This window comes from Alysiella sp., assembly GCF_030525755.1.
Lineage (GTDB): Bacteria > Pseudomonadota > Gammaproteobacteria > Burkholderiales > Neisseriaceae > Simonsiella.
The window spans coordinates 1-23,807 of record NZ_JAUNEC010000007.1; the positions used below are offsets into that span (position 1 = coordinate 1).

20 protein-coding genes are annotated in these 23,807 nt (G+C 46.2%); 8 read left to right on the forward strand and 12 right to left on the reverse strand.

The window, feature by feature from the left end; translation table 11 throughout:
• Positions 1-183: 183 nt before the first annotated feature.
• The 7 genes from Q4B82_RS02695 to Q4B82_RS02725 form a co-directional block, all read right to left on the reverse strand.
• A complete protein-coding gene (locus Q4B82_RS02695) occupies positions 184-747 on the reverse strand; it encodes a cell division protein (RefSeq protein WP_303064897.1) in 564 nt (187 codons plus the stop codon).
• A 12-nt stretch (positions 748-759) separates the two neighbouring features.
• Positions 760-2,550 carry a biotin--[acetyl-CoA-carboxylase] ligase gene (locus Q4B82_RS02700; protein WP_303064898.1) on the reverse strand — a complete coding sequence of 597 codons (1,791 nt, stop codon included), beginning with the start codon at positions 2,548-2,550 and terminating at the stop codon, positions 760-762.
• Between the two features lie 106 nt (positions 2,551-2,656).
• Positions 2,657-3,958, reverse strand: coding sequence for a replication-associated recombination protein A (locus Q4B82_RS02705; protein ID WP_303064899.1), 1,302 nt, complete (start codon positions 3,956-3,958; stop codon positions 2,657-2,659).
• A 749-nt stretch (positions 3,959-4,707) separates the two neighbouring features.
• Positions 4,708-5,961, reverse strand: a complete 1,254-nt coding sequence (locus tag Q4B82_RS02710; protein WP_303064900.1) for a GntP family permease — start codon at positions 5,959-5,961, stop codon at positions 4,708-4,710.
• Between the two features lie 110 nt (positions 5,962-6,071).
• Positions 6,072-7,208, reverse strand: a complete 1,137-nt coding sequence (locus tag Q4B82_RS02715) for a glycerate kinase (protein WP_303064901.1) — start codon at positions 7,206-7,208, stop codon at positions 6,072-6,074.
• Between the two features lie 29 nt (positions 7,209-7,237).
• Complete coding sequence (locus tag Q4B82_RS02720; RefSeq protein WP_368501323.1) at positions 7,238-9,391, reverse strand: heavy metal translocating P-type ATPase; 2,154 nt, start codon at positions 9,389-9,391, stop codon at positions 7,238-7,240.
• 140 nt (positions 9,392-9,531) lie between these two features.
• Positions 9,532-10,356: a symmetrical bis(5'-nucleosyl)-tetraphosphatase gene (locus Q4B82_RS02725; protein ID WP_303064941.1), complete on the reverse strand. Its 825-nt coding sequence runs from the start codon at positions 10,354-10,356 to the stop codon at positions 9,532-9,534.
• A gap of 111 nt (positions 10,357-10,467) precedes the next feature.
• On the opposite strand from Q4B82_RS02725, the gene Q4B82_RS02730 reads away from it, so the two are divergent.
• From Q4B82_RS02730 to nudB, 5 genes are all read left to right on the forward strand, one after another.
• Positions 10,468-12,255, forward strand: coding sequence for an aminopeptidase P family protein (locus tag Q4B82_RS02730; RefSeq protein ID WP_303064902.1), 1,788 nt, complete (start codon positions 10,468-10,470; stop codon positions 12,253-12,255).
• Positions 12,256-12,400: 145 nt separating this feature from the next.
• Positions 12,401-13,243, forward strand: a complete 843-nt coding sequence (gene thiD / locus Q4B82_RS02735) for a bifunctional hydroxymethylpyrimidine kinase/phosphomethylpyrimidine kinase (RefSeq protein WP_303064903.1) — start codon at positions 12,401-12,403, stop codon at positions 13,241-13,243.
• Positions 13,244-13,253: 10 nt separating this feature from the next.
• Entirely contained in the window at positions 13,254-14,309 is a 1,056-nt protein-coding gene (gene argC / locus Q4B82_RS02740) for an N-acetyl-gamma-glutamyl-phosphate reductase (RefSeq protein WP_303064904.1), read from the forward strand.
• A gap of 172 nt (positions 14,310-14,481) precedes the next feature.
• Complete coding sequence (locus tag Q4B82_RS02745; protein ID WP_303064905.1) at positions 14,482-15,879, forward strand: mechanosensitive ion channel family protein; 1,398 nt, start codon at positions 14,482-14,484, stop codon at positions 15,877-15,879.
• Complete coding sequence (gene nudB / locus Q4B82_RS02750) at positions 15,876-16,349, forward strand: dihydroneopterin triphosphate diphosphatase (protein WP_303064906.1); 474 nt, start codon at positions 15,876-15,878, stop codon at positions 16,347-16,349. Before Q4B82_RS02745 ends, nudB begins: the two co-directional genes overlap by 4 nt.
• Before the next feature lie 83 nt (positions 16,350-16,432).
• Here nudB and Q4B82_RS02755 read toward each other — a convergent pair whose 3' ends face one another.
• Positions 16,433-16,771: a hypothetical protein gene (locus Q4B82_RS02755; RefSeq protein WP_303064907.1), complete on the reverse strand. Its 339-nt coding sequence runs from the start codon at positions 16,769-16,771 to the stop codon at positions 16,433-16,435.
• A 210-nt stretch (positions 16,772-16,981) separates the two neighbouring features.
• On the opposite strand from Q4B82_RS02755, the gene Q4B82_RS02760 reads away from it, so the two are divergent.
• Genes Q4B82_RS02760 through Q4B82_RS02770 form a run of 3 tightly spaced genes read left to right on the forward strand, consistent with a single transcriptional unit; the run spans position 16,982 to position 19,650 of the window.
• Entirely contained in the window at positions 16,982-17,470 is a 489-nt protein-coding gene (locus Q4B82_RS02760) for a NemA protein (RefSeq protein WP_303064908.1), read from the forward strand.
• Between the two features lie 33 nt (positions 17,471-17,503).
• Positions 17,504-17,803, forward strand: coding sequence for a CAP domain-containing protein (locus Q4B82_RS02765; RefSeq protein ID WP_303064909.1), 300 nt, complete (start codon positions 17,504-17,506; stop codon positions 17,801-17,803).
• Between the two features lie 23 nt (positions 17,804-17,826).
• Positions 17,827-19,650: an LTA synthase family protein gene (locus tag Q4B82_RS02770; protein ID WP_303064910.1), complete on the forward strand. Its 1,824-nt coding sequence runs from the start codon at positions 17,827-17,829 to the stop codon at positions 19,648-19,650.
• Positions 19,651-19,817: 167 nt separating this feature from the next.
• Here Q4B82_RS02770 and Q4B82_RS02775 read toward each other — a convergent pair whose 3' ends face one another.
• The 4 genes from Q4B82_RS02775 to ccoG all read right to left on the reverse strand — a co-directional run bounded on the left by Q4B82_RS02775 (position 19,818) and on the right by ccoG (position 23,682).
• On the reverse strand, positions 19,818-20,093 hold the full coding sequence (locus Q4B82_RS02775; protein WP_303064911.1) for a DUF1289 domain-containing protein: 276 nt from the start codon (positions 20,091-20,093) through the stop codon (positions 19,818-19,820).
• 53 nt (positions 20,094-20,146) lie between these two features.
• Positions 20,147-21,493: an MFS transporter gene (locus tag Q4B82_RS02780; RefSeq protein WP_303064912.1), complete on the reverse strand. Its 1,347-nt coding sequence runs from the start codon at positions 21,491-21,493 to the stop codon at positions 20,147-20,149.
• 131 nt (positions 21,494-21,624) lie between these two features.
• Positions 21,625-22,206: a FixH family protein gene (locus Q4B82_RS02785; RefSeq protein ID WP_303064913.1), complete on the reverse strand. Its 582-nt coding sequence runs from the start codon at positions 22,204-22,206 to the stop codon at positions 21,625-21,627.
• A 6-nt stretch (positions 22,207-22,212) separates the two neighbouring features.
• On the reverse strand, positions 22,213-23,682 hold the full coding sequence (gene ccoG / locus Q4B82_RS02790) for a cytochrome c oxidase accessory protein CcoG (RefSeq protein ID WP_303064914.1): 1,470 nt from the start codon (positions 23,680-23,682) through the stop codon (positions 22,213-22,215).
• Positions 23,683-23,807 lie beyond the last annotated feature (125 nt).

The window sequence follows — 23,807 nt, forward strand, 5'->3', positions numbered from 1 at the left end:
GTTTTTTGCCGAAATTGTCGGTTTATATCCATGACAAAACTAGCACTACCCCATAGGTGCAACTTGTTGCACCCTAGGGAGTATTTGAAACGACCATAAATTGCTTCGGGCTGCCTGAAAACAGTAGTACAAGACAAGTCATTTATTTTCATGGCATATTCAATTTTTTATCCCGAACCCACGTTATTTATTACACGGTGTGCGGTTCAACTGCCCATAACGCCCTACTACGTTCTGAATGGCTGCAGCTTCTTGGTCATCAGCAGACATAAATAATATATTCATGCGACTGGACGTTTGGCTGTCGCCATCGCCACCACCTTGTATCACTTGTCGCGTAGCAACATGTGGGAAATTACCCAATAAGCCTTTGATTCTGTGGTAGTCATCTTCGGGCATACTCACACGCGCAGAACACGCACGGTATTGCGCTTTTGCTGATTCGGTTTCGCTTGGCATTTTTTTGGGTACCACGCCATTGTCGCTGGATTTGGTGTTATTGGGTGCAGGACGTGGGTTGGTAATCTGGGTTTTCTGTGCAGATGCTGTATTTGAACCGTTTGCATTAGTGGGATTGGTAATGGCACTCTGCCCCCCCACATTGACCACTACTGGAACTTGATGAGATTGTTGCGATACAGCTGCGGTTTGCTGTGCAGGTTTGTATTTATCCAATACTTTCAAACCAATTATGGCAGCAAAAACAATTAAATTTAACGCCACCAATGTGGCAAACAACCATTTCATTTTTTCTTGTCCTTATTTTTCATGATTTTTGATGTTTTCTTCTTGCTCAATCCATTCCAGCAAACCGTGTATCACAAGATTGTCCACAATTTTGATGCTGTTGTTCAAAGTGAAATATTCAGGCAATGATGCAGCAACTTTGGCTGCACCGCCACCTGTAATAACCACATCAACGGTATTATTGTGTACCCGATTATGTAAACGTGCGTGCATGAGCATCAAAGCACCACATACAGCGTCCATCATACCTGTGGCAATGGCGTTAGCTGTTGTAGTAGGAAAAGGGTAACGCAAACCTTCTTGACGTTGCAAATTGGCGGTTTTTTGTGCCAGTGATTCACGCATTAAATGAAACCCTGGCATGATGCTGCCACCCAAATAATGTTTGTCTGCCGTAATGGCATCTATCGTTACCGCTGTGCCACAACTGACTACCACACAAGCATTTTGGCTGAAACGGCGACTGCCTAGAGCATTAAACCAGCGGTCTGCCCCATGTTCTACTGGGTTGCGGTAATGATTGGTCATGCCCAAAGCGCGTGGCATAGAAGAGAGCCATTCAATTTTTTGCCCAATACATTGTTCAACCAGTTCTTTTTTCTGTTCATTGCATACCGCAGACCCCGTTATCCGCACCACATTTGCGCCATACTGTTGCCATTCTGCCAACAAAAGCGACAAATCTCGATAAGGAGCGTGGTTGGTACGTACGATTTCGCCATTTTCAATCCATGCCCATTTCAAACGGCTGTTGCCACCATCTAATAACAAATAATGGTGTTGTGTTTTTTCAGGCAGCTTAACGGTCATTGCTGCCAATTGTTCAGGTAAACGCAAACTGGTTTCACCGCTGAACACTTTTTCAATACCACCATTTTCTGTTTGCAACAACAATGCCCCATCATCAGCAATACCACAAACCTGCCCTGCCCCAACGATTTTTCCATCACGCAACAACACAATTTCTTGATTGTGGTCGCGGTGTGCCATTTGATAGGCTGCCTGAAACGGTGTAAAACCTTGCGTGGCAAAAGCATTTAAGGTTGTGTACAAATGATTTAGCAGTGTGTCCATCAAACGTTGTGCCGAAATTTTTTGTTTTACGGCTGCCTGAAACGAAGCGGCCTTGTCCACCGTTTTGGGTAAAACAAAATTGATGCCTATGCCAATGACCACATGAGTTTGTCCATCTTGGCGTACGGTTTCAATTAAAATACCGCCCAATTTGCTCAAACCACACACCAAATCATTGGGCCATTTAATTTGTGCCGCACACCCCAACTCCACCAAGGCTTGCTGGCATGCCAAAGCCACCACAGCTGCCAAAGCACCCAGTTGCGCTTGCTCTTGCTCAAACGTCCAACCCAAGCTGAACATCAAACATTCGCCACAGCGGTTTTCCCATATTCGTCCTTGTCTCCCGCGCCCTTGACTTTGACTCAAAGCAATCACAAGCGATTGATGAATGTCGCCACCATTACGAATTTGGGTCAATAATTCATCGTTACTGGACGAAGTATGTGGCAAAACAGTTGCCTGAAAATGCGCATGATGGTAGGTTTCAGGCAGCCATGCCAAAGGACGAACCAAATGCCACATACCATCTCGTTGACGCAATAAACCACGAATGTGTGGCGGCGTTTGTTGCCACAGCGCGTTCAAACGATGTGTGGGTAAACCAACTGCGTTTGCCAACTCGGTAACATGATGTGTGCGACCATCGGCAAGAATGGTAATCAAAGAATAAGGAGACATGAGCAAATCAGGCTGCCTGAAACCTTTATCCACAGTGAATAAAAGCATGGGCAATGTCAAATAAAAGGCAGATTTTACCTGATTTACGCTACCGATACGCGACTTTTTTCTGCAATCGGGATTTTCAGGCAGCCTGACACACCCCCAAAAACATTCACTCCGCCTCCCCGTCCAATTCCCTTAACCAAGCCAATTTCTCACCGATTTTTAACTCCAAACCACGTGGCACAGGCTGGTAAAAATCAGGCTCGTCCACACCATCGGGCATATACGTCTCGCCAGCTGCATAAGCGTGCGGTTCATCGTGCGCATAACGGTATTCACGCCCATAACCCAATTCCTTCATCAACTTGGTCGGCGCATTGCACAAATGCACTGGCACCGCATCACTGCCGTGTTCACGCACAAACGCTCGCATTTGATTGTACGCCTTATAACCCGCATTGGACTTCGCCGCCGCTGCCAAATACAACACCGCCTGCGCCAAAGCCAGTTCCCCTTCAGGACTACCCAAACGCTCAAACGTTTGTGCCGCATCATTGGCAATCGTCAGCGCACGTGGGTCAGCCAGTCCAATGTCTTCCCACGCCATACGCACAATCCGTCGCGCCAAATAACGCGGGTCTGCACCTCCGTCCAACATTCGGCACAACCAATACAAAGCCGCATTGGGGTGCGAACCGCGCACCGATTTGTGCAAAGCGGAAATTTGGTTGTAAAACTGCTCACCGCCTTTGTCAAAACGGCGCAACTGTTCCCCCAAACTCTGCACGACAAAATCGCTGCTTATCCGCGTAATGCCCTGCACTTTTGCCGCATTCAGTAGCCGTTCCATGATGTTCAACAAACGCCGCGCATCGCCATCTGTCGCCTGAAACACCGCATCACGCGCTACATCGTCCCACGATAAATCCGCATATTCAGGCTGCCTGAAAACTTTATCAGCAAGCTGTTGTAACTGGGCTACCTGAAGCGGTCGCAATACATAAACTTGAGCACGACTCAACAGCGCGGGATTGACTTCAAAAGACGGATTTTCGGTGGTTGCACCGATAAACGTGAGCAAACCGCTTTCAACGTGTGGCAAAAACGCATCTTGCTGCGCTTTATTGAAACGATGCACCTCGTCCACAAACAAGATTGTGCGCTGCCCACGCTGCCAAGCCATTTGCGCCTGCACAATCGCCTCGCGTATGTCTTTCACACCCGAAAACACCGCAGAAATCGGCAAGAACTGCGCCTGAAAACCCTGCGCCAAAATCCGCGCCAGCGTGGTTTTGCCAATGCCAGGGCTGCCCCACAACAACATAGAATGCGGCACACCACTTTCCAATGCCACGCGCAAAGGTTTACCCGCGCCGATTAAATGTTCTTGCCCGATGATTTCGTCCAAAGTTTGCGGACGCAGGCGTTCGGCAAGTGGAGCGGTTGGGGTGGTGTCAAATAAATCTTGCATGGTTTCAGGCTGCCTGAAAAAGAAAAACGCTATTGTATAATCGTTTCAAATTAAAATTAAGAACCTGTATTCACAAGATTGATGGCTTGATTTTATGGTCAATTCTTGCCAATACAAGGCGGCTTTCCATACCCATATTGAACATATTGGCGTGAAAAACCAACGCAGTAGGCGCATGAAGTGGCGATAAAACAAGCTATTGAGATTGTGAATACAGGTTCTAAGACAAAGCCACAGCGAGAAGAACCATGTACACCCAGTACATCATGGGGTGGGCAAGGTGGTATGATTTGAACGCAAATTCAGATACAAAAATTGAAAACATAATGAAAATAATTACTTAAATAATTATGTTCAAGCAAGCACTTACAACTCTTTGAGACATGGCACAAACGGTACATTGGCGTAGGGCTGGTGGTGCAAACCACACGCACGTTTTGGCATATAGAACAAAGTATGTGTGTGCTTATGGCACACACCCTGCAAATTAACACGAAACGCTTGGTGACAAAAAACAATTTGCGGTGCAAACCTTTACACACCACATTCACAGTTCCCAAACATGAACTCGGAATAAGTATCTTTTAAATGTACCACAAACTTCACCGTTTCTCCTTGAGAGAAAGCGTTGGAGTGAGGACTTGTGGAGTGGCATACCTTATCCCCAGCTCTCTCTCAATAGGGAGAGGACATTAAAGTTACTTAATTTGATTAATGACTTTTGTCTCCACATCTGTCAGAAAATCACATCATCTGAATACGCCATAAATCAGCGTGGAGACCACCGTCATGATTAAGCCAATCGCGCTTTCGTAGGGAATTAACTTCAAACGCGCTTTCATGTCCATGTTCACGCTGCCGCCTGTGGCATGGAAAAACGAACCGTGCGGCATGTGGTCGGCAACCGTTGCCCCTGCGTGTATCATCGCTGCTGCCGCCAAACTGCTTACGCCCAATTCCAGCAATGTACTGCTGAACACGCTGGACGCAACTGCCGTCCCTGCTGTTGTGGAAGCGGTCGCCAAAGACATCAGTATCCCAGACACAGGTGCAAGCAAATACGCTGGTAAACCCGAAGCCGTCAGTGCGTTAATCAGCACGTCTTTCAGTTGCGAATTGGCGATAATGCCTGCCAAAGCCCCCGTTCCCAACAGCATAATCGCCACCGAAGCCATTTTGTTTAAACCTGAAACCGCGTATTGATTGATGTGTGCCAATCGCCCCATCAACAATGCGCCCACCAAGCCGCCCACAGGTAAGGCAATTAAAGGGTCTATTGTCATGTTTGCCATCGGACGCAATGCCAGTAAAGCGATTGCCGTTAAAGGTGCAGACATCGCCGCCCAAAAAGATGGCAAATTCTGTGTGTCGTGTGCCACCACTTCGCTGTTGTCAATCAAGCCACCCGAACGCAAACGCTTCGCCAAAAAATACGTCAGCGTCAAACCAAACACCGCAGGAATCACACCAGCCAACATCACAGACGTAAGTGGCACTTGAAATGCGTCCGCAGCCGCAATCGCATTGGGGTTGGGCGACATCAAATTGCCTGCTTTGCCACCGCCTATCATCGCCAACAAAATCGCTGCTTTGGATAAATTGGCGCGTTTTGCCAAAGCCAAAGCAATCGGCGAAACGGTAATCACCGCCACATCAATGAACACGCCCACCATGGTCAAAACCATTGTGGCGATTGCCAATGCCAGTAGCGCACGTGTTTCGCCCAGTTTTTTGACGATGGTTTCGGCAATGGTGTTTGCTGCACCCGACTCAATCAACACACCTGCCAACACACCAGCCGCCAAAATCCGCATGACCGCCGTTGTAATGCCCTGTGCGCCTTTAATCATCAGCGAGACGGTTTGTACCAAATCCGCACCACCGACCAATCCACCCAGCAATGCACCCACAATCATGCCGTAAACAGGTGGTGTTTTGCGTAAAATCAAACCGATTGCCACCACCAAAGCGACAATCGCACCCAAAGCCGATACGCTGACCATTTTTTTTGCTCCTTCATGTATTGAATCATTGTGTGGGGTATTTTATCCACAATATTTGAAATAATTGATGTTTTTTTGGTTTGCACCCGCACCTGCTCTACATCAAAAATTCACGCCAATGTCATCAATTTTGCCACATTTTGCGCGGTAGAAATCAGGTTTTCACGCGCATTGGCGAGCGTTTCAGGCAGCGTGTCCAGTTGGCGGATAATCGGAAACACCGCGTCTATGCCATGTTGATACACAACTTCATAATCGGTGCGCAAACTGCCCACAATCGCAATCACGGGTTTGCCAAATTGTTTGGCGGTACGCGCTACGCCAATCGGGGTTTTGCCTGCGATGGATTGTGCGTCCATGCGTCCTTCGCCTGTTATCACGAAATCGGCATCGGCAATGTGTTCGGCTAAACACACGGTGTCCAGCACGATTTGCACGCCCGATTTCAGTTGCACATGGGGCAAAGTCAGCAAACCGCCCCCCATACCGCCCGCCGCACCTGAACCTGCTGGTGTGGCGATGTCTGTATTTAAATTTTGTTGAATGATGTGGGCATAGTGTTGCAAATTTTTATCCAAAATGGCGACCATGTCGGGCGTTGCGCCTTTTTGTGGTGCGAAAATAGCGGAAGCACCGCGTTCACCACATAAAGGGTTGTTCACATCACAAGCCACTTCTACTGAAATACCTTTAAATTTTTGATGGATAATGGAAAAGTCCACACGCGCAATTTGGTCTAAAATGCCACCCGAGATTTTTTCTGTAATTAACTGATTGTGATAATTGAAAAATTGTGCGCCAAGCGCTTGCAACATACCTGCGCCACCGTCATTGGTTGCGCTGCCGCCTATGCCCAAGATGATGTGTTTCACACCCAAATTGAGTGCGGCTTGTATCAATTCGCCTGTGCCATAACTGCTGGTTTTCAATGGATTGCGTTTATCCAAATCCACCCAATGCAAACCCGAAGCGGCTGCCATTTCTACAATCGCGGTGTGTTGGTCGCCCGACACGCCAAAAAACGCTGCCACACGCTTGCCCAAAGGGTCGGATACTTCGGTGGTGTGCAATGTGCCTTGCGTTGCGTCAATCAGCGATTGAACCGTGCCTTCGCCCCCATCTGCCATCGGGATTTTGACAATGTGGGCATCGGGTAACACGCGCCGCAAGCCTGTTTCAATCGCCTCGGCAACAGCCAATGCGCTTAAACTTTCTTTGAATGAATCGGGAGCAATGACGATTTTCATATTCATAAATCCTTTGTATTGTCTGATTTTCAGGCAGCCAAATATCGGCGCAAACGCAAAGCATTGCCCAAAACCGATAGGGAACTCAAAGCCATCATTGCGCCTGCTAACATGGGCGTAAGCAAACCAAAAGCCGCAAGCGGTATGCCCAATATATTGTAAAAAAAGGCGAAAAACAGATTTTGTTTGATGACACGCAAAGTGGCTTGGGCAATGAAGATGCCCTCTGCCAGTTGATGTAGGGAAGGTTGCAATAAAATCACGTCTGCGCTGTGTTCAGCGGCATCACTGCTGCCTTTTACCGCAAAACCGACATCGGCACTTGCCAAAGCTGCCACATCATTAATCCCATCGCCAATCATGGCAACTTTTGCGCCACTTTCTTGCTGTTGTACAATCCAAGCATTTTTTTGGCGAGGTGTTTGTTCCGCCAAGGCGTACGATGCAGGTATGCCCAGTTGTTTGGCAATGTGTGCCACAACAGCCACACGGTCGCCACTCAGCAAATGAATTTGCAAACCGCTTGCTTGTAAACGCGCAATCGCAGCTTGACTGTCGCTTTTGAGTGTGTCCAATAGAGCAAACGCGCCTGCAACTTTGTCATTGACAGAAAGTGCCACAATGCTGGCATTGTGCCACACTCCGCCCCAGTTTTCAGGCAGCCTGAAACCGCAATATTCGGGTTTGCCCATGCGCACGTTACCAATGTTATCCACTTGTGCCATTAAGCCTGCACCTGTGTCATGTTGCACATTGTGCGCTTGCAACAGCGATACTTGACGTTGTTTTAATTCTGTTGCCAATGTGTGTGAAAGTGGATGTTGAGAATGGGTGGACACCGCCAAAGCTGCCTGAAATAGCACATCAGGCTGCACATCAGGTGCAAACCAAATGTCTGCTACGCTGGGTTTACCTTGTGTAAGCGTACCTGTTTTGTCAAACACCAGCGTGTCAATACTGCCTGTTCGCTCCAAAGCAGCTGCATTTTTAAAACGTACGCCATGTCGCACCGCCACGCCCATACCTGCCATCATCGCCGCAGGTGTTGCCAAACCCAAAGCACAGGGACATGCCACAACCAGAACCGATACCGCATGCAATAAAGCAGTATTCAGGCTGCCTGAAAACCAATATGTTGTCCCAAAAGTGATGCAGGCAATACCCAATACCACAGGCACAAACACCGACGCCACTTTATCTGCCAAACGCGCAATCGGGGCTTTACCCTCTTGTGCTTGCGCCAAAGCAGTCATCGTATCACCCAAAAGCGTGTGCTGCCCCAAAGCATCAGCACAGTAATCCAAGCTACCTGAAAGCAGCGAACCTGCCAAAACCTTGCTGCCTGCACTTTTGTGTACAGGCAAACTTTCACCCGTCAAATGGCTTTCATCTGCCCATGCTTCGCCACTCAAAACTGTGCCATCTGCAGCAATGCGTCCACCTGCCACACAACGCAAAGTGTCACCGATTTGCACTTTATCTAATGCCACCGTTTGCCATTGTTCATCACGCCATACGAGTACTTGTTTTGGCGTTAAACGCATCATCAATGCCAAACTGTTCAGGCTGCCACGCTTTGTTCTGTCTTCCCAATACTTGCCCAGAGACACAAAGGCAATGACCATCACGCCTGCTTCAAAATAAACCTGATTCGTTTGCCCCAACCACGCCATCAACATGGAATACCCATAAATTGTCGTGGTGCCAATACACACCAGCACGTCCATATTCGCCAAGCCACCACGCACACTTGCCCACGCGCTGCGGTAAAACGGTACAGCCAGACACAGTTGCACCACGCTTGCCAAAACTGCTTGAAACCAAATAGGTGGCATCAAAGCATGCGAACCCCAAAGCATACCGACCATGCCCAACATAAATGGCATCACCAACACCAACAACAGACAAGTTCGCCAATGGGTTTGCCAAGATGAGTTTACCAATAGATTTTCAGGCAGCCCATTGTCCATTAAGGCTGCCTGAAAACCCGTTTTCGCAATGATGTCCAGCAACTGTGCTGGTGTAGTTTGGCTGTTATCAAACACGATATGTGCGGTTTCTGCCGCAAAATTCACACTGGCTTGTTGCACAAAGTCTTTTTTGTTCAATACTTTTTCTATACGACTGGCACAGGCTTGGCATGTCATGCCTTGAATGTGCAAATTCAGGTGTTGTTGTGCCACGATTTTCTCCTTTGTAAAACTGATTTTCAGGCAATTAGGTGTTTGTAAAAATTGTCGTGTACTGTAATTGGCACGGATTGTTCCGTTTGAAACACAGAAGCAACATCAGTAGCTTGATGCACTTGTCAATCATCTGCAAACTAATCCACAAACCCTTGTTTTTTCTGAAACGAAGGCTGCCTGAAACGTTCACCCGTATCCAAATTAACTGCAGTTAACTCACCACCCCACAACGCGCCTGTATCCAATGCCAAAACATGATTGCGCTGCACAAAACCCAATGCCGACCAGTGTCCAAACACAATCATGTGACTTAAATTTTGGCGATTTTCGCTGTCAAACCAAGCATGTAAAGCAGGTGGCATTTGTCCAAGCGTGGCTTTGTAGTCAAAATCCATACTGTTATCAGCAAACAAAGTCCGCATACGCGTGAACACATTGGTGGCAAAACGCAAACGGTCTGCACCCTTTAATTTGGGCGACCATTTATCAGGTTTATTGCCATACATTTGTGCGAAATAATCTTGCGGACGGCTGCCCGAAAGCACAGCAGCCACTTCATCTGCCAAGTCTTGTGCTTGCGCCACCGTCCATTCAGGCAACAAACCTGCATGTACTAAAACATGTTGTTCGGTATGACACATCAAAGGCTGCACGCGCAACCAATCGCGCATTTGGGGCATATCGGGGTGCAGCACAATTTCCGACAGCGTGTCTTGTTTTTTTTGTTTGCCAAAACCATAAAGCACAGCAAGCAAATGCAAATCGTGGTTGCCCAATACCATTTGCACGCTGCTTTCGTGTTGCATGACAAACTGCAAACACGCCAAAGATTGTGGTCCACGATTAACGATGTCGCCAACCAACCAAAGTGTGTCGCTGCCATGATTGAAGCCAATTTGCGCCAATAAAGCAGAAAGTTCGTCAAAACAACCTTGTAAATCTCCGATTGCGTAGTGTGCCATAATGAAAACAGGATACAATAAAGACTGTGATTTTATCATGCTTGTGTCAAACATTCAGGCTGCCTGAAAACATCAAACCATTTTTAAAAACCCAAATATAAAGGAAACCCCATGACCCGAAACGAAAAACTTGCTGCATTACGCACAAAAATGCGTGAACATCACTTGGACGCTTGGCTGATTCCCAGCGCAGACCCTCATCTTTCTGAATACTTGCCCGAACATTGGCAAACTCGTGCATGGTTTTCGGGTTTTACAGGGTCGGTTGGTACAGTAGTCGTTACCCAAAATGCCGCCGCTTTATGGGCGGACAGCCGCTATTGGGAACAAGCCGAACAGCAACTTTCAGGCAGCGAGATTGTGTTGGAAAAATTGGGCTTGGGACGCAACCACATAGATTGGTTGCTGGAAAAGTTGCCTGAAAACAGCTGCGTGGGTGTGGCAGCAGACACCTTATCGTTGGCGGAACACAATCAGTTGTGCCATCAATTTGCTGCCAAAAATATGGTGTTGAATATGCAATATGATTTGGCTGGTGCCTTGTGGACAGACCGCCCTGCCTTACCTGTTGCACCGATTTACTGCCATGCCGCCGAATTTGTCAGCCACAGCGCAGCAGAAAAACTGGCACGTGTTCGTGATGCAATGCGAGAACACGGCGTACAACAACATTTTATTTCAGCTTTGGACGACATCGCTTGGCTGACTAATTTGCGTGGCAACGATGTAGTATTCAATCCTGTTTTCTTGGCACATTTATTGATTGATGCACACACAGCAGTGTTGTTTGTGGACAAAAACAAATTGTCCACCGAAGTTCAGGCAGCCTTAAATGCGGCTGAAATTGCGGTTCAGCCTTATGAAGCCGCAGGCGATGCGCTGGCACAACTTTCAGGCAGCCTGCTGTTGGAAGCAAACAAAACCGCCATGAGTTTACTGCAAAGGCTGCCTGAAAACGTGCAAATTGTGGACAAAATCCTGCCCAGCACCCTGTTTAAAGGGCAAAAAACACCGCAAGACATCGCCCACATTCGCCAAGCCATGTTGCAAGATGGCGTGGCATTGTGTGGTTTTTTTGCCGACTTGGAACACAAATTGGCGCAGCACGAACGCATTACCGAATGCGATATTGACACAATGTTGTACCAACACCGCAGCACACAGCCACATTTTGTTTCCGCCAGCTTTGACACCATTGCAGGTTTCAATGCCAATGGTGCGATGCCACATTATCGCGCTGAACCCGAAACGTGTAGTGTCATTGAGGGCAATGGTTTACTGTTGATTGACTCGGGCGCACAGTATTTCAACGGCACAACCGACATCACGCGCGTGATACCGATTGGCACCACCACAACAGCACAAAAGCGTGATTTCACGCTGGTTTTAAAAGCACACATCGCGCTGGCAACCGCTGTTTTCCCTGAAAACATCGCGTCTCCCTTATTGGACACAATTTGCCGTAAACCCCTGTGGCAAGCACAATGCGATTACGGACACGGCACAGGACACGGCGTGGGCTATTTTTTGAATGTGCATGAAGGTCCACAACGCATTGCTCATCAAGCCCCAGTAATGCCACATCACGCGATGAAAGTGGGCATGCTTACGTCCAATGAACCAGGTTTGTATCGTGCAGGACAATGGGGCATACGCATTGAAAATTTGGTCGTCAATCAAAAAGTGGAACAGCCACAGGAAAATGCCTTTGGCACGTTTTTGTATTTTGAAACGATAACGCTCTGTCCAATTGATACGCGTTTGGTGCTGCCTGAAATGTTGAGCATGGACGAGCGCGAATGGTTGAACACCTACCACAAACGTGTACGTCATGAACTGGAAAATCATGTTGAAGGTGCAGCAAAAGCGTGGCTCATCGCGCGAACAGCAGCAATTTAAAGTTTTTTCATTTTCAGGCAGCTTACTGTGTAACCATAAAATAAAACAATTAGATACTGTTACAATTTACCCCTAATTTGGGGCGCGAATATACAAAGCTGCCTGAAACAAAATATTGTCAATACACACAAACAGGAAAACAAATATGGTAGCGCAAGTTTTAACCATTGCAGGTTCAGACAGTGGCGGTGGCGCAGGCATTCAGGCGGATTTGAAAACCTTCCAAATGCGTGGCACATTTGGCATGAGTGTCATCACCGCCGTTACTGCACAAAATACTTTGGGCGTATGCGACATTCACACCATTCCCACTCACACCATTGCCACACAAATTCAAGCCATTGCCGAAGATTTTCGCCCTACTGCATTCAAAATCGGTATGCTGGGAACAGCAGAAGTAATTGAATGCGTGGCAAACGCGTTACAAAACTGTAGTTTCGGTTTATTGGTGCTTGACCCCGTCATGATTGCCAAAGGTGGCGCCCCTTTATTGCACAATGATGCGGTTTCCGCTTTGAAACAATTGATTTTACCTATGGCTGATGTTATTACCCCAAACCTGCCTGAAACCGAAGTTTTAACAGGTATTCAAGTGAACAACACCAATGATGCGTTTCAGGCAGCCTTACAACTGCAAAAAATGGGCGTGAAAAACGTGGTCATCAAAGGCGGACACCGTGAAAACTCTCAAAGCGCGGTATGCCATGATTGGGTTTTCTTGGCAGATGGCACACAACTGACTTTAAGCAGCCCGCGTTTTGACACACGCCACACACATGGCACAGGCTGCACGTTTTCCGCCTGTCTTGCTGCTGAATTGGCAAAAAGCGAAAACATGGCAAACGCCTTGCAAACCGCCAAATCATTTATTTATCAAGCCATATCCAATCCGATTGGTATCGGTTCAGGTCATGGTGCAGTCAATCATTGGGCTTCAGGCTGCGTACTGCCTGAAACGCCTTTTCTTCCTAATCAGCAAACAATATGAAAGTTTCATCATGAGCAAACCCAACACACTCAAAATCGGCATTGTAGGCGCAACAGGTTACACAGGCGTGGAATTGTTGCGCTTACTCGCTCAACACCCATATGCCCAAGTGATCACCATCACCAGTCGCAGCGAAGCAGGCAAACACATTGCCGATTATTTTCCCAATTTGCGTGGCGTGTACGATTTGCACTTTCAAACACCCGAAGAAGCGGATTTATCACGCTGTGATGCGGTTTTTTTCGCCACACCGCACGGCGTTGCCATGCGTGATGCCCCTGCTCTTTTGGCACAAGGGGTGCGTGTGATTGACCTGTCTGCCGATTTTCGCCTTAAAGACATTGCCACTTGGGAAAAATGGTATGGTTTAAATTTCACCGCTGAACATACCTTATCCGAAGCCGTTTATGGGCTACCTGAACTCAATCGCGCTGCGATTGCCCAAGCTCGTTTGGTTGCCAATCCAGGGTGTTATCCTACTTGTGTTTCTCTGCCGCTTTTGCCCTTATTGCAGGCAGGCGCGATTGAAGAAAACGCTCCTCTAATTGCCGACTGTAAATCAGGCGTATCGGGTGCTGGACGCAAGGCAGCGGTACACACGCTGTTATGTGAAGCCAGTGACAATTTTAAAGCCTACGGCGTATCGGGACATCGCCACCTGCCTGAAATCCGTCAAACCATTGCTGGCTTACAAAAAAATGTGGCAGACAAACTGATTTTTGTGCCACATTTAAGCCCTATGATACGCGGTATGCACGCCACTTTATATGTGCATATCAAAGACGGTTTTGCGCCACAATCTTTGCTGGAACAACATTATTCAGGCAGCCCATTTGTGGACGTAATGCCCGAAGGCAGTACCCCTGAAACCCGCAGCGTGCGTGGTGCGAACATTTGTCGCATTGGAGTACAAAAAGCCCCTGAATACGGTGGCAATGTGTGGATTGTGATGAGCGTACAAGACAATTTGGTCAAAGGCGCAGCAGGTCAAGCGGTGCAAAATCTGAACATCATGTTTGGACTGCCTGAAAACGCAGGCTTAAACCACATTGGCTTGTTGCCTTAATTTTAGTAACGTGGGTGCTTGCACCCACATTTTCAGGCTGCCTGAAACAAAGTTCCGCGTAGCAAAAATCAATCATCGGTACATCATAATGGTGGGTGCAAGCACCCCACCCTAACAATACCGAAAACCGATAACACATCTCTCTCCATAATCCCAAGCAAAAGGAAGCAGTATGAATGAAGCCAACCGTTTTAGCGGTCTGTTCAACGATTTACTCGCACGCGATGCTTTTACTCTGCGTTTATTTGAAAACAGCTTCCGCGAACCATTGGGCTGGATAGAACTGATTGTTGCCTTTGCAATTATGGTCGCCACCCACCAAATCGCCAAACACCTGATTTCAAGCAGCCACTATGAACGCATCAAATGGCACAGTTTGCGCCACATTGCCAAACGCATCACTTGGTCAATATTGGTATTCGGTGTTGGCATTGCTACGCTCATCATTTGGGAAGTTTCTGGATTAACTTCCATTTGGTTGCGTTTGATGCTCTTGGCTGCCAACTGGATGACCGCCATACGCATTATGTTGGCGGTATTGAATTTCGCTTTGCCCGAAAACCGTTTTTCCGATTGGTTGGAACGCAGCGCATCCACCACTTTGTGGGTATGTTTTTTACTGTGGGTATGTGGCATTGACAATATCATCATCAATTGGATGAAATCTTTGCAATTAACCATTGGTTCAAGCAAACTCAATTTGTTTACCATTGCCACGGGCATTTTGTGGGTAGGCATCATCATGCTGCTGATGCTGTGGTTGGCACGTTGGATTAACGCCCAACTGATGTCTGCCAACAGCATGGATTTAAATTTACGCATTGTCTTGGGCAAAATTACCACCACCATATTGATGTTTCTTTCGGTATTGATTGCTTTACCTTTGGTTGGCATTGATTTAGGGGTTTTGTCGGTATTGGGTGGTGCATTTGGTGTCGGTTTGGGTTTTGGTTTACAAAAAATCGCCAGCAATTACGTTTCGGGCTTCATCATTCTTGCAGACCGCTCCATTCGCTTGGGTGACCGCTTAACGGTAAACAATTTCACAGGTTACGTTAGCAAAATCACATCGCGTTTTGTGGTACTCAAAAGCACAACAGGGCAAGAAGCCTTGATTCCCAATGAAACTTTTGTTACTTCTACCGTCATCAATGAATCCTATACCAGCGAAGCCTTATACCAAAGTTTAAACGTCCAAGTCGCCTACCACACCGATTTATCATTGGCTTTACGCATTCTCAAAGAAGCTGCTGCCGAACAAGAGCGCGTGGATAAAACATCGCCACCCAACTCTTTTTTGGTCGGTTTTGGCGAAAATGGCGTGGATTTGCGTGTGGGATTCTGGGTCAAAGACCCAGAAAACGGCTTTGCGGGTTTGTTTTCCGCCATTTTACTGACCATTTGGAAACGGTTTCACGAAGAAAACATTGATTTTCCTTATCCACAACGCGAAATCCGCATTCTGCCCGAAGAAGAAAAACCCAGCGACATCGCCATTCTAAAAGCAGGCATGGAAGCCAAAAAAGAAATGGACACACGCAGCGCACAAGCAGAGGACGAACAGACATGATACTGCCTGAAAACCCCGTTGCCCCCAAACCAGCCAAACAACCCATCTCGGTACTGGTTTTACTTCATGACGACATTGGCAATGTTTTATTATTAGAACGTGCCGACAGAAAAGGGTTTTGGCAATCGGTAACAGGCAGTTTAGAAATGGGCGAAACCCCTTTTCAGGCAGCCTTGCGTGAAGTAGCCGAAGAAACAGGCTTAATTTTACAGCCTGAACACATACACGATTGGCAACATCACATCGTGTATGAAATTTTCCCACATTGGCGACACCGCTATGCAGTAGGCGTTACCCACAACACCGAACATTGGTTTTCGGTTCAACTACCACGCGCCTGCACCATTAAACTTGCCCCAGACGAGCACACCGCACAAAAATGGCTGTCTGCCGCCCAAGCCGCCGAAAAAGTGTTTTCACCGTCTAACCGCGACATCATTTTGCAATGGCATCAAACACATTTCGCTTAACTCAACCACAAACATTCAGGCAGCCACAAATGGATATTGTGGCTGCCTGAATGCTGATGCGTGTATTTTGATTGAAATGAACTTTATTTCACAATTTCCACAGGACCATGGTCATCACAATGGTCGCCATGCTGATGATGCAAACGACCATTCACAATATAATCAATGTGGTCGCCATGCGGCACGGCTTCATGACCACAACCTTCACCATGTACATGACCGCCACACACATCAACAGGATTGCACACCGCAGGATTGTGTTCATTTACATCCAAAACATGTTCATCATAATGACCACCGTGTGCATGATGTAAATGACCATCGTGCAAATAATCAATGTGGTCGCCATGACGAATGGCGGTATGACCACAGGTTTCACTGTGAACGTGTTCGTGATTGGCATGAGTTTGACATTGAGACATGATGCATTCCTTCATAAAACAGGTTAAAAAATCAGATGAACACATTATAAATACAATCACTTTAAATTGCAAATTTTCTTTTAAAATTAATAACTTATATATGATATACCATTTCATCAAGCGATAAGGTATAACATTTTTCCCCATTTTCTGCTTTTTCAGGCAGCCAATCGGTCTATAATGGCACTTTATTCAAGCAGGACAAACACCATGAAAACACCCACAACAACCATTTTGATTTTGACCAGCACACTATTTCTATCTGCCTGTGCAAGCCAAGGCATTTCTTTGGGTTTAGGATTGGGTGGCAACATCGGTCGGCATATTGGTTTAGGTACCAGCATCAATATTCCTCTGGGTCAAACTGCACCTGCCAACACCAGTACAGACAAAAGTGGCATCAACATCATTGAAGAACACATTGTTACCTATTTTGACACACAAGGTCAGCCAACAGACCACAGCAATAAAAATGGCTACTATCGCCGCCTATTGAGTAAGCAAGCCAATGGCAATTATTGGGTACAAGATTTTTACAGCACAGGCGAAAAACGCACCGACCCCATGTTGCTCACAAGCGGACAACTTTTTATCTTCCGTACCCAACCTCAAAATGGCAGCCACACAGTTTACGCCATCAACGGCAACATCATGAGTCAACAAAACTTCCGCAATGGCAAAATAGTGATTACCCCTTAAGAACCTGTATTCACAATCTTGAAGTAAAAAATCATGAAAAAAATCCCAATTGAAGAAATAGTGGACATCATCAATCAAACACACAAATGCGGTCGCAAACACTATACTGCCACACCACCCTTACGCTTAAATGATGCGTTGCAACGTACAGCACAAAAACACGCCGATGACATAGCAAAAAAACGCTCTTTCAGCCACGCCAGCAAAGACGGACGCAGCCCAGTAATTGTGCCAACATCATGCCCCCCAATTTCAGCAAAATCAGCATGGCAAGAAGTGGACAATACTGGGTGCAAACATTCAGAAAACCACACTAAATCAACTTTCCAATAAACTGAAACACAAATCAAAACATCATGATAATCCGAATTTTGGCTTTCAGTTTGGTGGTGTTTGCGCTCTTGCGTATAGCATTGTTTGGCGTGTACCGCGATTATTTTGACCAAGCAAATGTGTGGGCAGCATTGTGGCAGGGAACGCGTTTTGATATGCGTTTGCTGGTGTTGGTGTTTGCACCATTTTTGCTGATTTTGCTGCTACCTTATTCACAACTCAACACTTTGAAATTGAGACGATTTTCCGCGTGGGCGTGTTTTACGCTTTTGCTGATTTTAACGGGCGTGGCAATTGCCAATATCGCTTATTTTGGCGAAGTTAAACGGCATTTAGGTGGCGAAATACTCAATATTGGCAATGACTTGGCATTTATTGTACAAACCGCGTTTGGCTCACGGATTGCTTACACGATTGCGGGCGGATTGTTTTTATTGATAATGTTTTGGGCATACAAAAAAACCGTAATTTCAGCGACAAATTCAGTTTCAAGTAGCCTGAAAAAACGTTTTACATTCAGCGTATTGCAGATTTTGCTACTGGTTTTAATGGCACGTGGCATGGTTCTTTCGGGCAAACCGCTCAATTCGGTGGACGCGTTTCAAAACGGCAATCAAGCACAAGCCAATCTCACGCTCAACGGCACTTGGATTGCGCTGCAAGAAATACGTCAACGCCAAAATCAACAGCCTTTAAATTATTTAAATTCAGATACTTACCAAAAAATCGCCACCGAAAATCCACAGCCATTTGTACATCACAGTACACACAAACCATCTGGCAAAAACGTGGTATTCATTTTGCTGGAAAGTTGGTCATATCGCTATATAGATGCGCTTTCGGGCAATCAATATGGTGTTACACCACATACTGATAAATTAATTTCAAAAAGCCAAGTTTGGACACAATTTTATGCCGCAGGACAACGCAGCATCATCGGTATTCAGGCAGCCTTAACTTCAGTACCCGCCCTACCCGAACGCGAACCGCTCGGTTTCGGCTTGGAATTGAACAAAATGAGCCGCATCGCCGAACTCGCCAATCGGCGCGGCTACCGCACGATAATGGCACAATCGTCTAAACGCCGTTCTTTTCACATGGATGGCATTGCCAAATCATTGGGTTTTCAGGAATATTTTGGGCAAGAAGACGTGCCACTGCTGCGCGATTATCCACAAGACACACCGCCTTTTGGTTGGGATTACGACACTTTGCAATTTTTCGGCAAACAAATCAGCCAACAAGCTGAAAAGCCATTTTTCGCATTTTTGTTCACAGGCACAACGCACGAGCCTTTTGCGAATGTGGACGCGGAATTTACCAAATATCCACATGATAATAAAGGAGAAAATGGTTTTTTAAACACATTGGCATACAGCGATTGGGCTTTGCACCAATTCATGAAATATGCCGAGCAACAATCGTGGTACAACAACACCATTTTCGTGTTTACCGCCGACCACACGCTCAACGCTGGTGCAAAACCCACTGATGTAAAACAACTTTTTCACATTCCTCTGATTGTGTTTGACCCAAGCAATCCAGTAGGACAACGCCACGATGAATTATCCAGTCAATACGATTTGCTGCCGACTTTTGCCGATATATTGGGCGTGAACGAACCTGTGTCCACATTTGGCAAGTCGTTATGGCAAAAGGAAAAAGTCTTGCCAATTACGCTCAATCAGGGCAGCATCAGCAGCGCGATTTTCCCCAACGGCTCAACCGCACAATTTCAAGGGCAAAACGCGATTTCAGGCAGCCTGAACACGCCCGAAGCCCAATTTTTGCAATTCCGTATGCAAAAAGCCGATGAATTATTGCGACAAAATGCGTGGGCAAAATAAGAACCTGTATGGTCGCAGAAATGAAAAAGCAATACAAAGCAACAACGCCCGCCCTGCACATCTGTACATAAGGGAGTTGGCAACACTGTACTGGTTTAAATTGAATTTACTAAATGGATTACTTAATCCCAAGTTCACATGAAACAAAATGCTGCCCAAACAATCCACTATCCAAGCCATTCATCAGCAAATAAATCACCTTGTATTGCTCCCATTTCACTTTCAGGCAGCTGTCCTTTTTCGGCTTTTTTGCGTTCATAAGCCGCTCGGCGTGCCGCCAAAATGGTCAGCAATAAACCACGTTGGCTGTCGTTAAATGTGTGCCAATACAAGCGTTCGTTGCGGTTGCGGTAACAGCCGATGCAATAACCTTTATTGTTCACTTGACAAATGCCAACACAGGGGCTGGCGATGGCAAACATTTCTTGTTGTTCGTTTATCATTTGGCGGCCATCACAATCAGGCTGCCTGAAATCTTTCAGGCAACCTGCTGTGTTTATTTTTCGTTTGTTGGATTTAAGGCTGACTGATTTTCAGGCGAGGTCTCACTTTGTGGCACAGTATGCTTGGTCAAATAGGTAATGTGCTCTGTTGCTCGTTCAATATCAAAATCCTGATGTGAGACTTCATTACGTGGGTCAAGTTCTGCCGAAAGTGTGGCTGCGGCTGCAGGAACTTGTACAAACACGCTGCGTTCATCTTGCGGCACAGCAGGCTGCCTGAACGTGAAGGCGGATAAAAACACACAAACCACCGCATAAAAGGCATAAAAACCGTATTGTGGTGCAAAATCGGTAATCAAACCCAATAAAATCGGTGCTGCCAATGAACCTAATCCATAACAAAACAATAAACTGCGGCTGACTTCTACGGTGTTCATATTATTGGGCAAACGGTCGTTGGCGCGCGCAATGCTCAATGCATAAAGGGCGAATAAACCACAACCAAAGGCAAATGCCACGCCATTGTGCAAAATGGGTGTGGCGTATCCGAACAACATGGTAAACAAACCGATTATTGCACCCAATGCCGAAAAAGCGGCACATACCAAAATCGCATTGCGTCTACCAAAACGGTCAGACAATTTAGCAATCGGCAGTTGTACCAAGAACCCACCAACCATAGCAGAAGTTAAAAAAGCGGAGATTTGCTGCAAATTCAATGATTGTTGCAACAGAAAAACCGATGCCATGGTAAACAAGCCATTTACCAAAATCCCACCACAAAACGCGGTAACAAATGCCAGAGGTGCGATGGCAAACACGCGTGGCGTGCGTATGCTTTGGCGTGGCGGCAATTCAGGGGCTTTCATGCGTGTCAGCGTTACAGGCAGCATGGCTGCCATAACCAATAATGTGCCTAACACAAAAATATTGTCGCTGCTCAAATTCAAACTCAACAGCAAAATGCCCAAAGTGAAAGCAAAATAGTAAACCAAATTGTAAATTGCCAGCACTTTGGCGCGTTTTTGTGGCGTGCTTTGTTCCGCAAACCAACTTTCCACCACCATCAACATACTGAAATAACAAAAACCCAATACCGTGCGTAACACGCCCCAAGCATACAGGTTTTCTGTCATCAAATGCGCCAATGAACACATGGCAAACACTGCGCCAAATACACTGAAACTGCGTATGTGTCCCACATTAGACACAATTCGGTGCGCCGCAACAGCACTCAATGATGCACCACAAAAAAACGCGGCATTGAGCGTACCAATGGCAATATTGCTTACCCCCATTTGCGATAATTTCACCCCAGCCGAATTCAGAAATAAACCAAAACCCGCGAACAGCAAAAAAACCGAAGTAAACAAAGCATAAAAGCGGTTGGAAACAGGCATAATATTGAACCCAAAACGAAAAAAATAAGCCTGACAGATTTTTGTGATGCTGTCAAAAATTCCTTGCTGATATGACGTTTCTGATGATGTTCAGGCTGCCTGAAAAAGATTTCAGGCAGCCTGTTGATGGATTATTCATGTACAGCAGCCGATGTTGCCGCTTTAACCAAGACATTTTCTTTGGGTTTTAAACTGACTGCCCCACCTTGATTGGGCAACCATTTTTCTTCTATACGCCACGTCCCTGCCGCATCTGCAATACGCACATACCAATGTATGGTACTGGGTAACGATTGAAACACCGCCGAAAATTCATGTTTGTCGCCCGACACAGGCACATCAAGTGCTTTCAATTCTATGATTTGGTCATACTCTTTTTTAGCAGGATGTTGCAACAACAAATTGATGGTTTGTTTCGGGTCAAAATCACCACTAATGAACACTTTGGCAGCATTGTTTTCATCATTGAAAAAAACCTGTGCGTGTATATTGCGCTGCATGGCAACCACATCACGTTCCAACTGTAAATTGATGTGTTTGCCGTCTTTATAGTAATCATCACTGACCATATCACTGATGTTGTCGCTGGCAATATTCAAAGTAATGGATGTTGCAATCACAACAATAATTGGTCCCGACATCAATATCCAAAAAATCGGCTGACGATACCAAGGTGCTTGACTGCGTTGTTCTTCAACAGATAATTCTTTCATTTGGCATTATTCCCCAATAAAAATGGCATCTTCTTGAATTTGACGACTTTCGCTTTCAGGAGTACTTTGTGAGCGGTATTGGAAAGTAAACTCAATCGGGTGGCTGCCTTTACCCGCATATTCAGGCTGCGTGGCAACTTGCACAGGCACATTCACGATTTCACCACCTTTTAACACAATGCCATTTTCAGGCAGCCCTGTTAAAACAATGTCTTCAAAACCTGCTACGCTGGCAGTTAGCACTTGTACTTCATCACTGGCATTGCTGATGTGCAAAGTATAAGTGTTTTCCAACATACCTTGTTTGTTTTCACGCACCATCACACCACGGTCTTTAATGATGTCAATTTGTATGGTTTGACGCGTGATAATGCCAACCACCAAACCAACAACCGCCAAACTTAAAGCCATACCATAACCCAATACTTTGGGACGCAACAGGCGTTTTTTGATTTCGGCATCGGTGTATTCGTGTTTCAAAACCGCTTCAGTGGTATAACGAATCAAACCACGTGGATAATTCATTTTGTCCATGATTTCGTTACACGCATCAATGCAAGCGGCACAACCAATACATTGATATTGCAAGCCATCACGAATGTCTATGCCTACGGGACACACATGCACACAAGCCATACAGTTAATGCAGTCGCCTACTGTTTGTTCTTCTTTTGGCACATTTTTCTTGCGCGCACCGCGTGGTTCACCGCGTTCCTCGTCATAGGAAATCACCAATGTATCATGGTCAAACATTGCACTTTGGAAACGCGCATAAGGACACATATGCAAACACACTTTTTCGCGCATAATGTGCCCAAACAACCACGTTACAAAACCGTAAAACACCGCCGTTCCGAATGCCACCGAACCTGCTGTACCTGCAAAAACCGCAGGCACAAATTCACGAATCGGCACAAACCAACCTGAAAACGTTAAACCCGTCCACGCTGCAACAATGAAAATCAGGGTGTATTTAACTGCCTTAATGCCAATTTTTCGTGCATGCCACGGCTCTTTATCCAATTTCAAACGTTTATTGCGGTCACCTTCAACCAAATGGTCTATCCACAACATGATTTCGGTGTACACCGTTTGCGGACAAGAATAACCACACCACAAACGCCCTGCAATCGTTGTCCACCAAAACAAACCAAATGCCGAAACCATCAGCAAACCAGTTAAATACAATAAATCAGCAGGTTCTAAAACCATGCCGAAAATGTAAAAATGCCGCCCTGCAATGTCAAACCACACCGCTTGACGACCGTTCCATTGCAACCAAGGCACACAATAGAAAAAAAGCTGAGTTGCCACAATCATCGCTACACGGATTTTCGCATAGCGACCGTGTGCCATTTTGGGTTGAATGCGTTCAGACGCATCGTGAATTTTAATCACAGTTTTGGGTTTATTTGCCGCTTTTTTGAGCGGTTTTTCGGTTGTTGTTTCTTGTGATTTGGGTTCGTGTTCAGACATGGCTGTTCCATTTAATCCTTATATTCGGATTTTTCAAATATCAAAACGGGGTAAATTATACGCCTGTTTTGATTTTCAGACAGCCTGAAAACGACTACAATCGTCTTATTTTCAGGCTGCCTGAA

Excerpts from the sequence above, each read along its gene's own strand:
- ccoG (WP_303064914.1), bottom strand. The coding sequence starts at position 23,682 with ATGTCTGAACACGAACCCAAATCACAAGAAACAACAACCGAAAAACCG.
- Q4B82_RS02730 (WP_303064902.1), top strand. The coding sequence starts at position 10,468 with ATGACCCGAAACGAAAAACTTGCTGCATTACGCACAAAAATGCGTGAA.
- Q4B82_RS02770 (WP_303064910.1), top strand. The coding sequence starts at position 17,827 with ATGATAATCCGAATTTTGGCTTTCAGTTTGGTGGTGTTTGCGCTCTTG.
- Q4B82_RS02780 (WP_303064912.1), bottom strand. The coding sequence starts at position 21,493 with ATGCCTGTTTCCAACCGCTTTTATGCTTTGTTTACTTCGGTTTTTTTG.
- Q4B82_RS02725 (WP_303064941.1), bottom strand. The coding sequence starts at position 10,356 with ATGGCACACTACGCAATCGGAGATTTACAAGGTTGTTTTGACGAACTT.
- Q4B82_RS02765 (WP_303064909.1), top strand. The coding sequence starts at position 17,504 with ATGAAAAAAATCCCAATTGAAGAAATAGTGGACATCATCAATCAAACA.
- Q4B82_RS02745 (WP_303064905.1), top strand. The coding sequence starts at position 14,482 with ATGAATGAAGCCAACCGTTTTAGCGGTCTGTTCAACGATTTACTCGCA.
- Q4B82_RS02775 (WP_303064911.1), bottom strand. The coding sequence starts at position 20,093 with ATGATAAACGAACAACAAGAAATGTTTGCCATCGCCAGCCCCTGTGTT.
- Q4B82_RS02705 (WP_303064899.1), bottom strand. The coding sequence starts at position 3,958 with ATGCAAGATTTATTTGACACCACCCCAACCGCTCCACTTGCCGAACGC.
- Q4B82_RS02710 (WP_303064900.1), bottom strand. The coding sequence starts at position 5,961 with ATGGTCAGCGTATCGGCTTTGGGTGCGATTGTCGCTTTGGTGGTGGCA.
- Q4B82_RS02785 (WP_303064913.1), bottom strand. The coding sequence starts at position 22,206 with ATGAAAGAATTATCTGTTGAAGAACAACGCAGTCAAGCACCTTGGTAT.
- nudB (WP_303064906.1), top strand. The coding sequence starts at position 15,876 with ATGATACTGCCTGAAAACCCCGTTGCCCCCAAACCAGCCAAACAACCC.
- thiD (WP_303064903.1), top strand. The coding sequence starts at position 12,401 with ATGGTAGCGCAAGTTTTAACCATTGCAGGTTCAGACAGTGGCGGTGGC.
- Q4B82_RS02755 (WP_303064907.1), bottom strand. The coding sequence starts at position 16,771 with ATGTCTCAATGTCAAACTCATGCCAATCACGAACACGTTCACAGTGAA.
- Q4B82_RS02695 (WP_303064897.1), bottom strand. The coding sequence starts at position 747 with ATGAAATGGTTGTTTGCCACATTGGTGGCGTTAAATTTAATTGTTTTT.
- Q4B82_RS02715 (WP_303064901.1), bottom strand. The coding sequence starts at position 7,208 with ATGAAAATCGTCATTGCTCCCGATTCATTCAAAGAAAGTTTAAGCGCA.
- argC (WP_303064904.1), top strand. The coding sequence starts at position 13,254 with ATGAGCAAACCCAACACACTCAAAATCGGCATTGTAGGCGCAACAGGT.
- Q4B82_RS02760 (WP_303064908.1), top strand. The coding sequence starts at position 16,982 with ATGAAAACACCCACAACAACCATTTTGATTTTGACCAGCACACTATTT.
- Q4B82_RS02700 (WP_303064898.1), bottom strand. The coding sequence starts at position 2,550 with ATGCTTTTATTCACTGTGGATAAAGGTTTCAGGCAGCCTGATTTGCTC.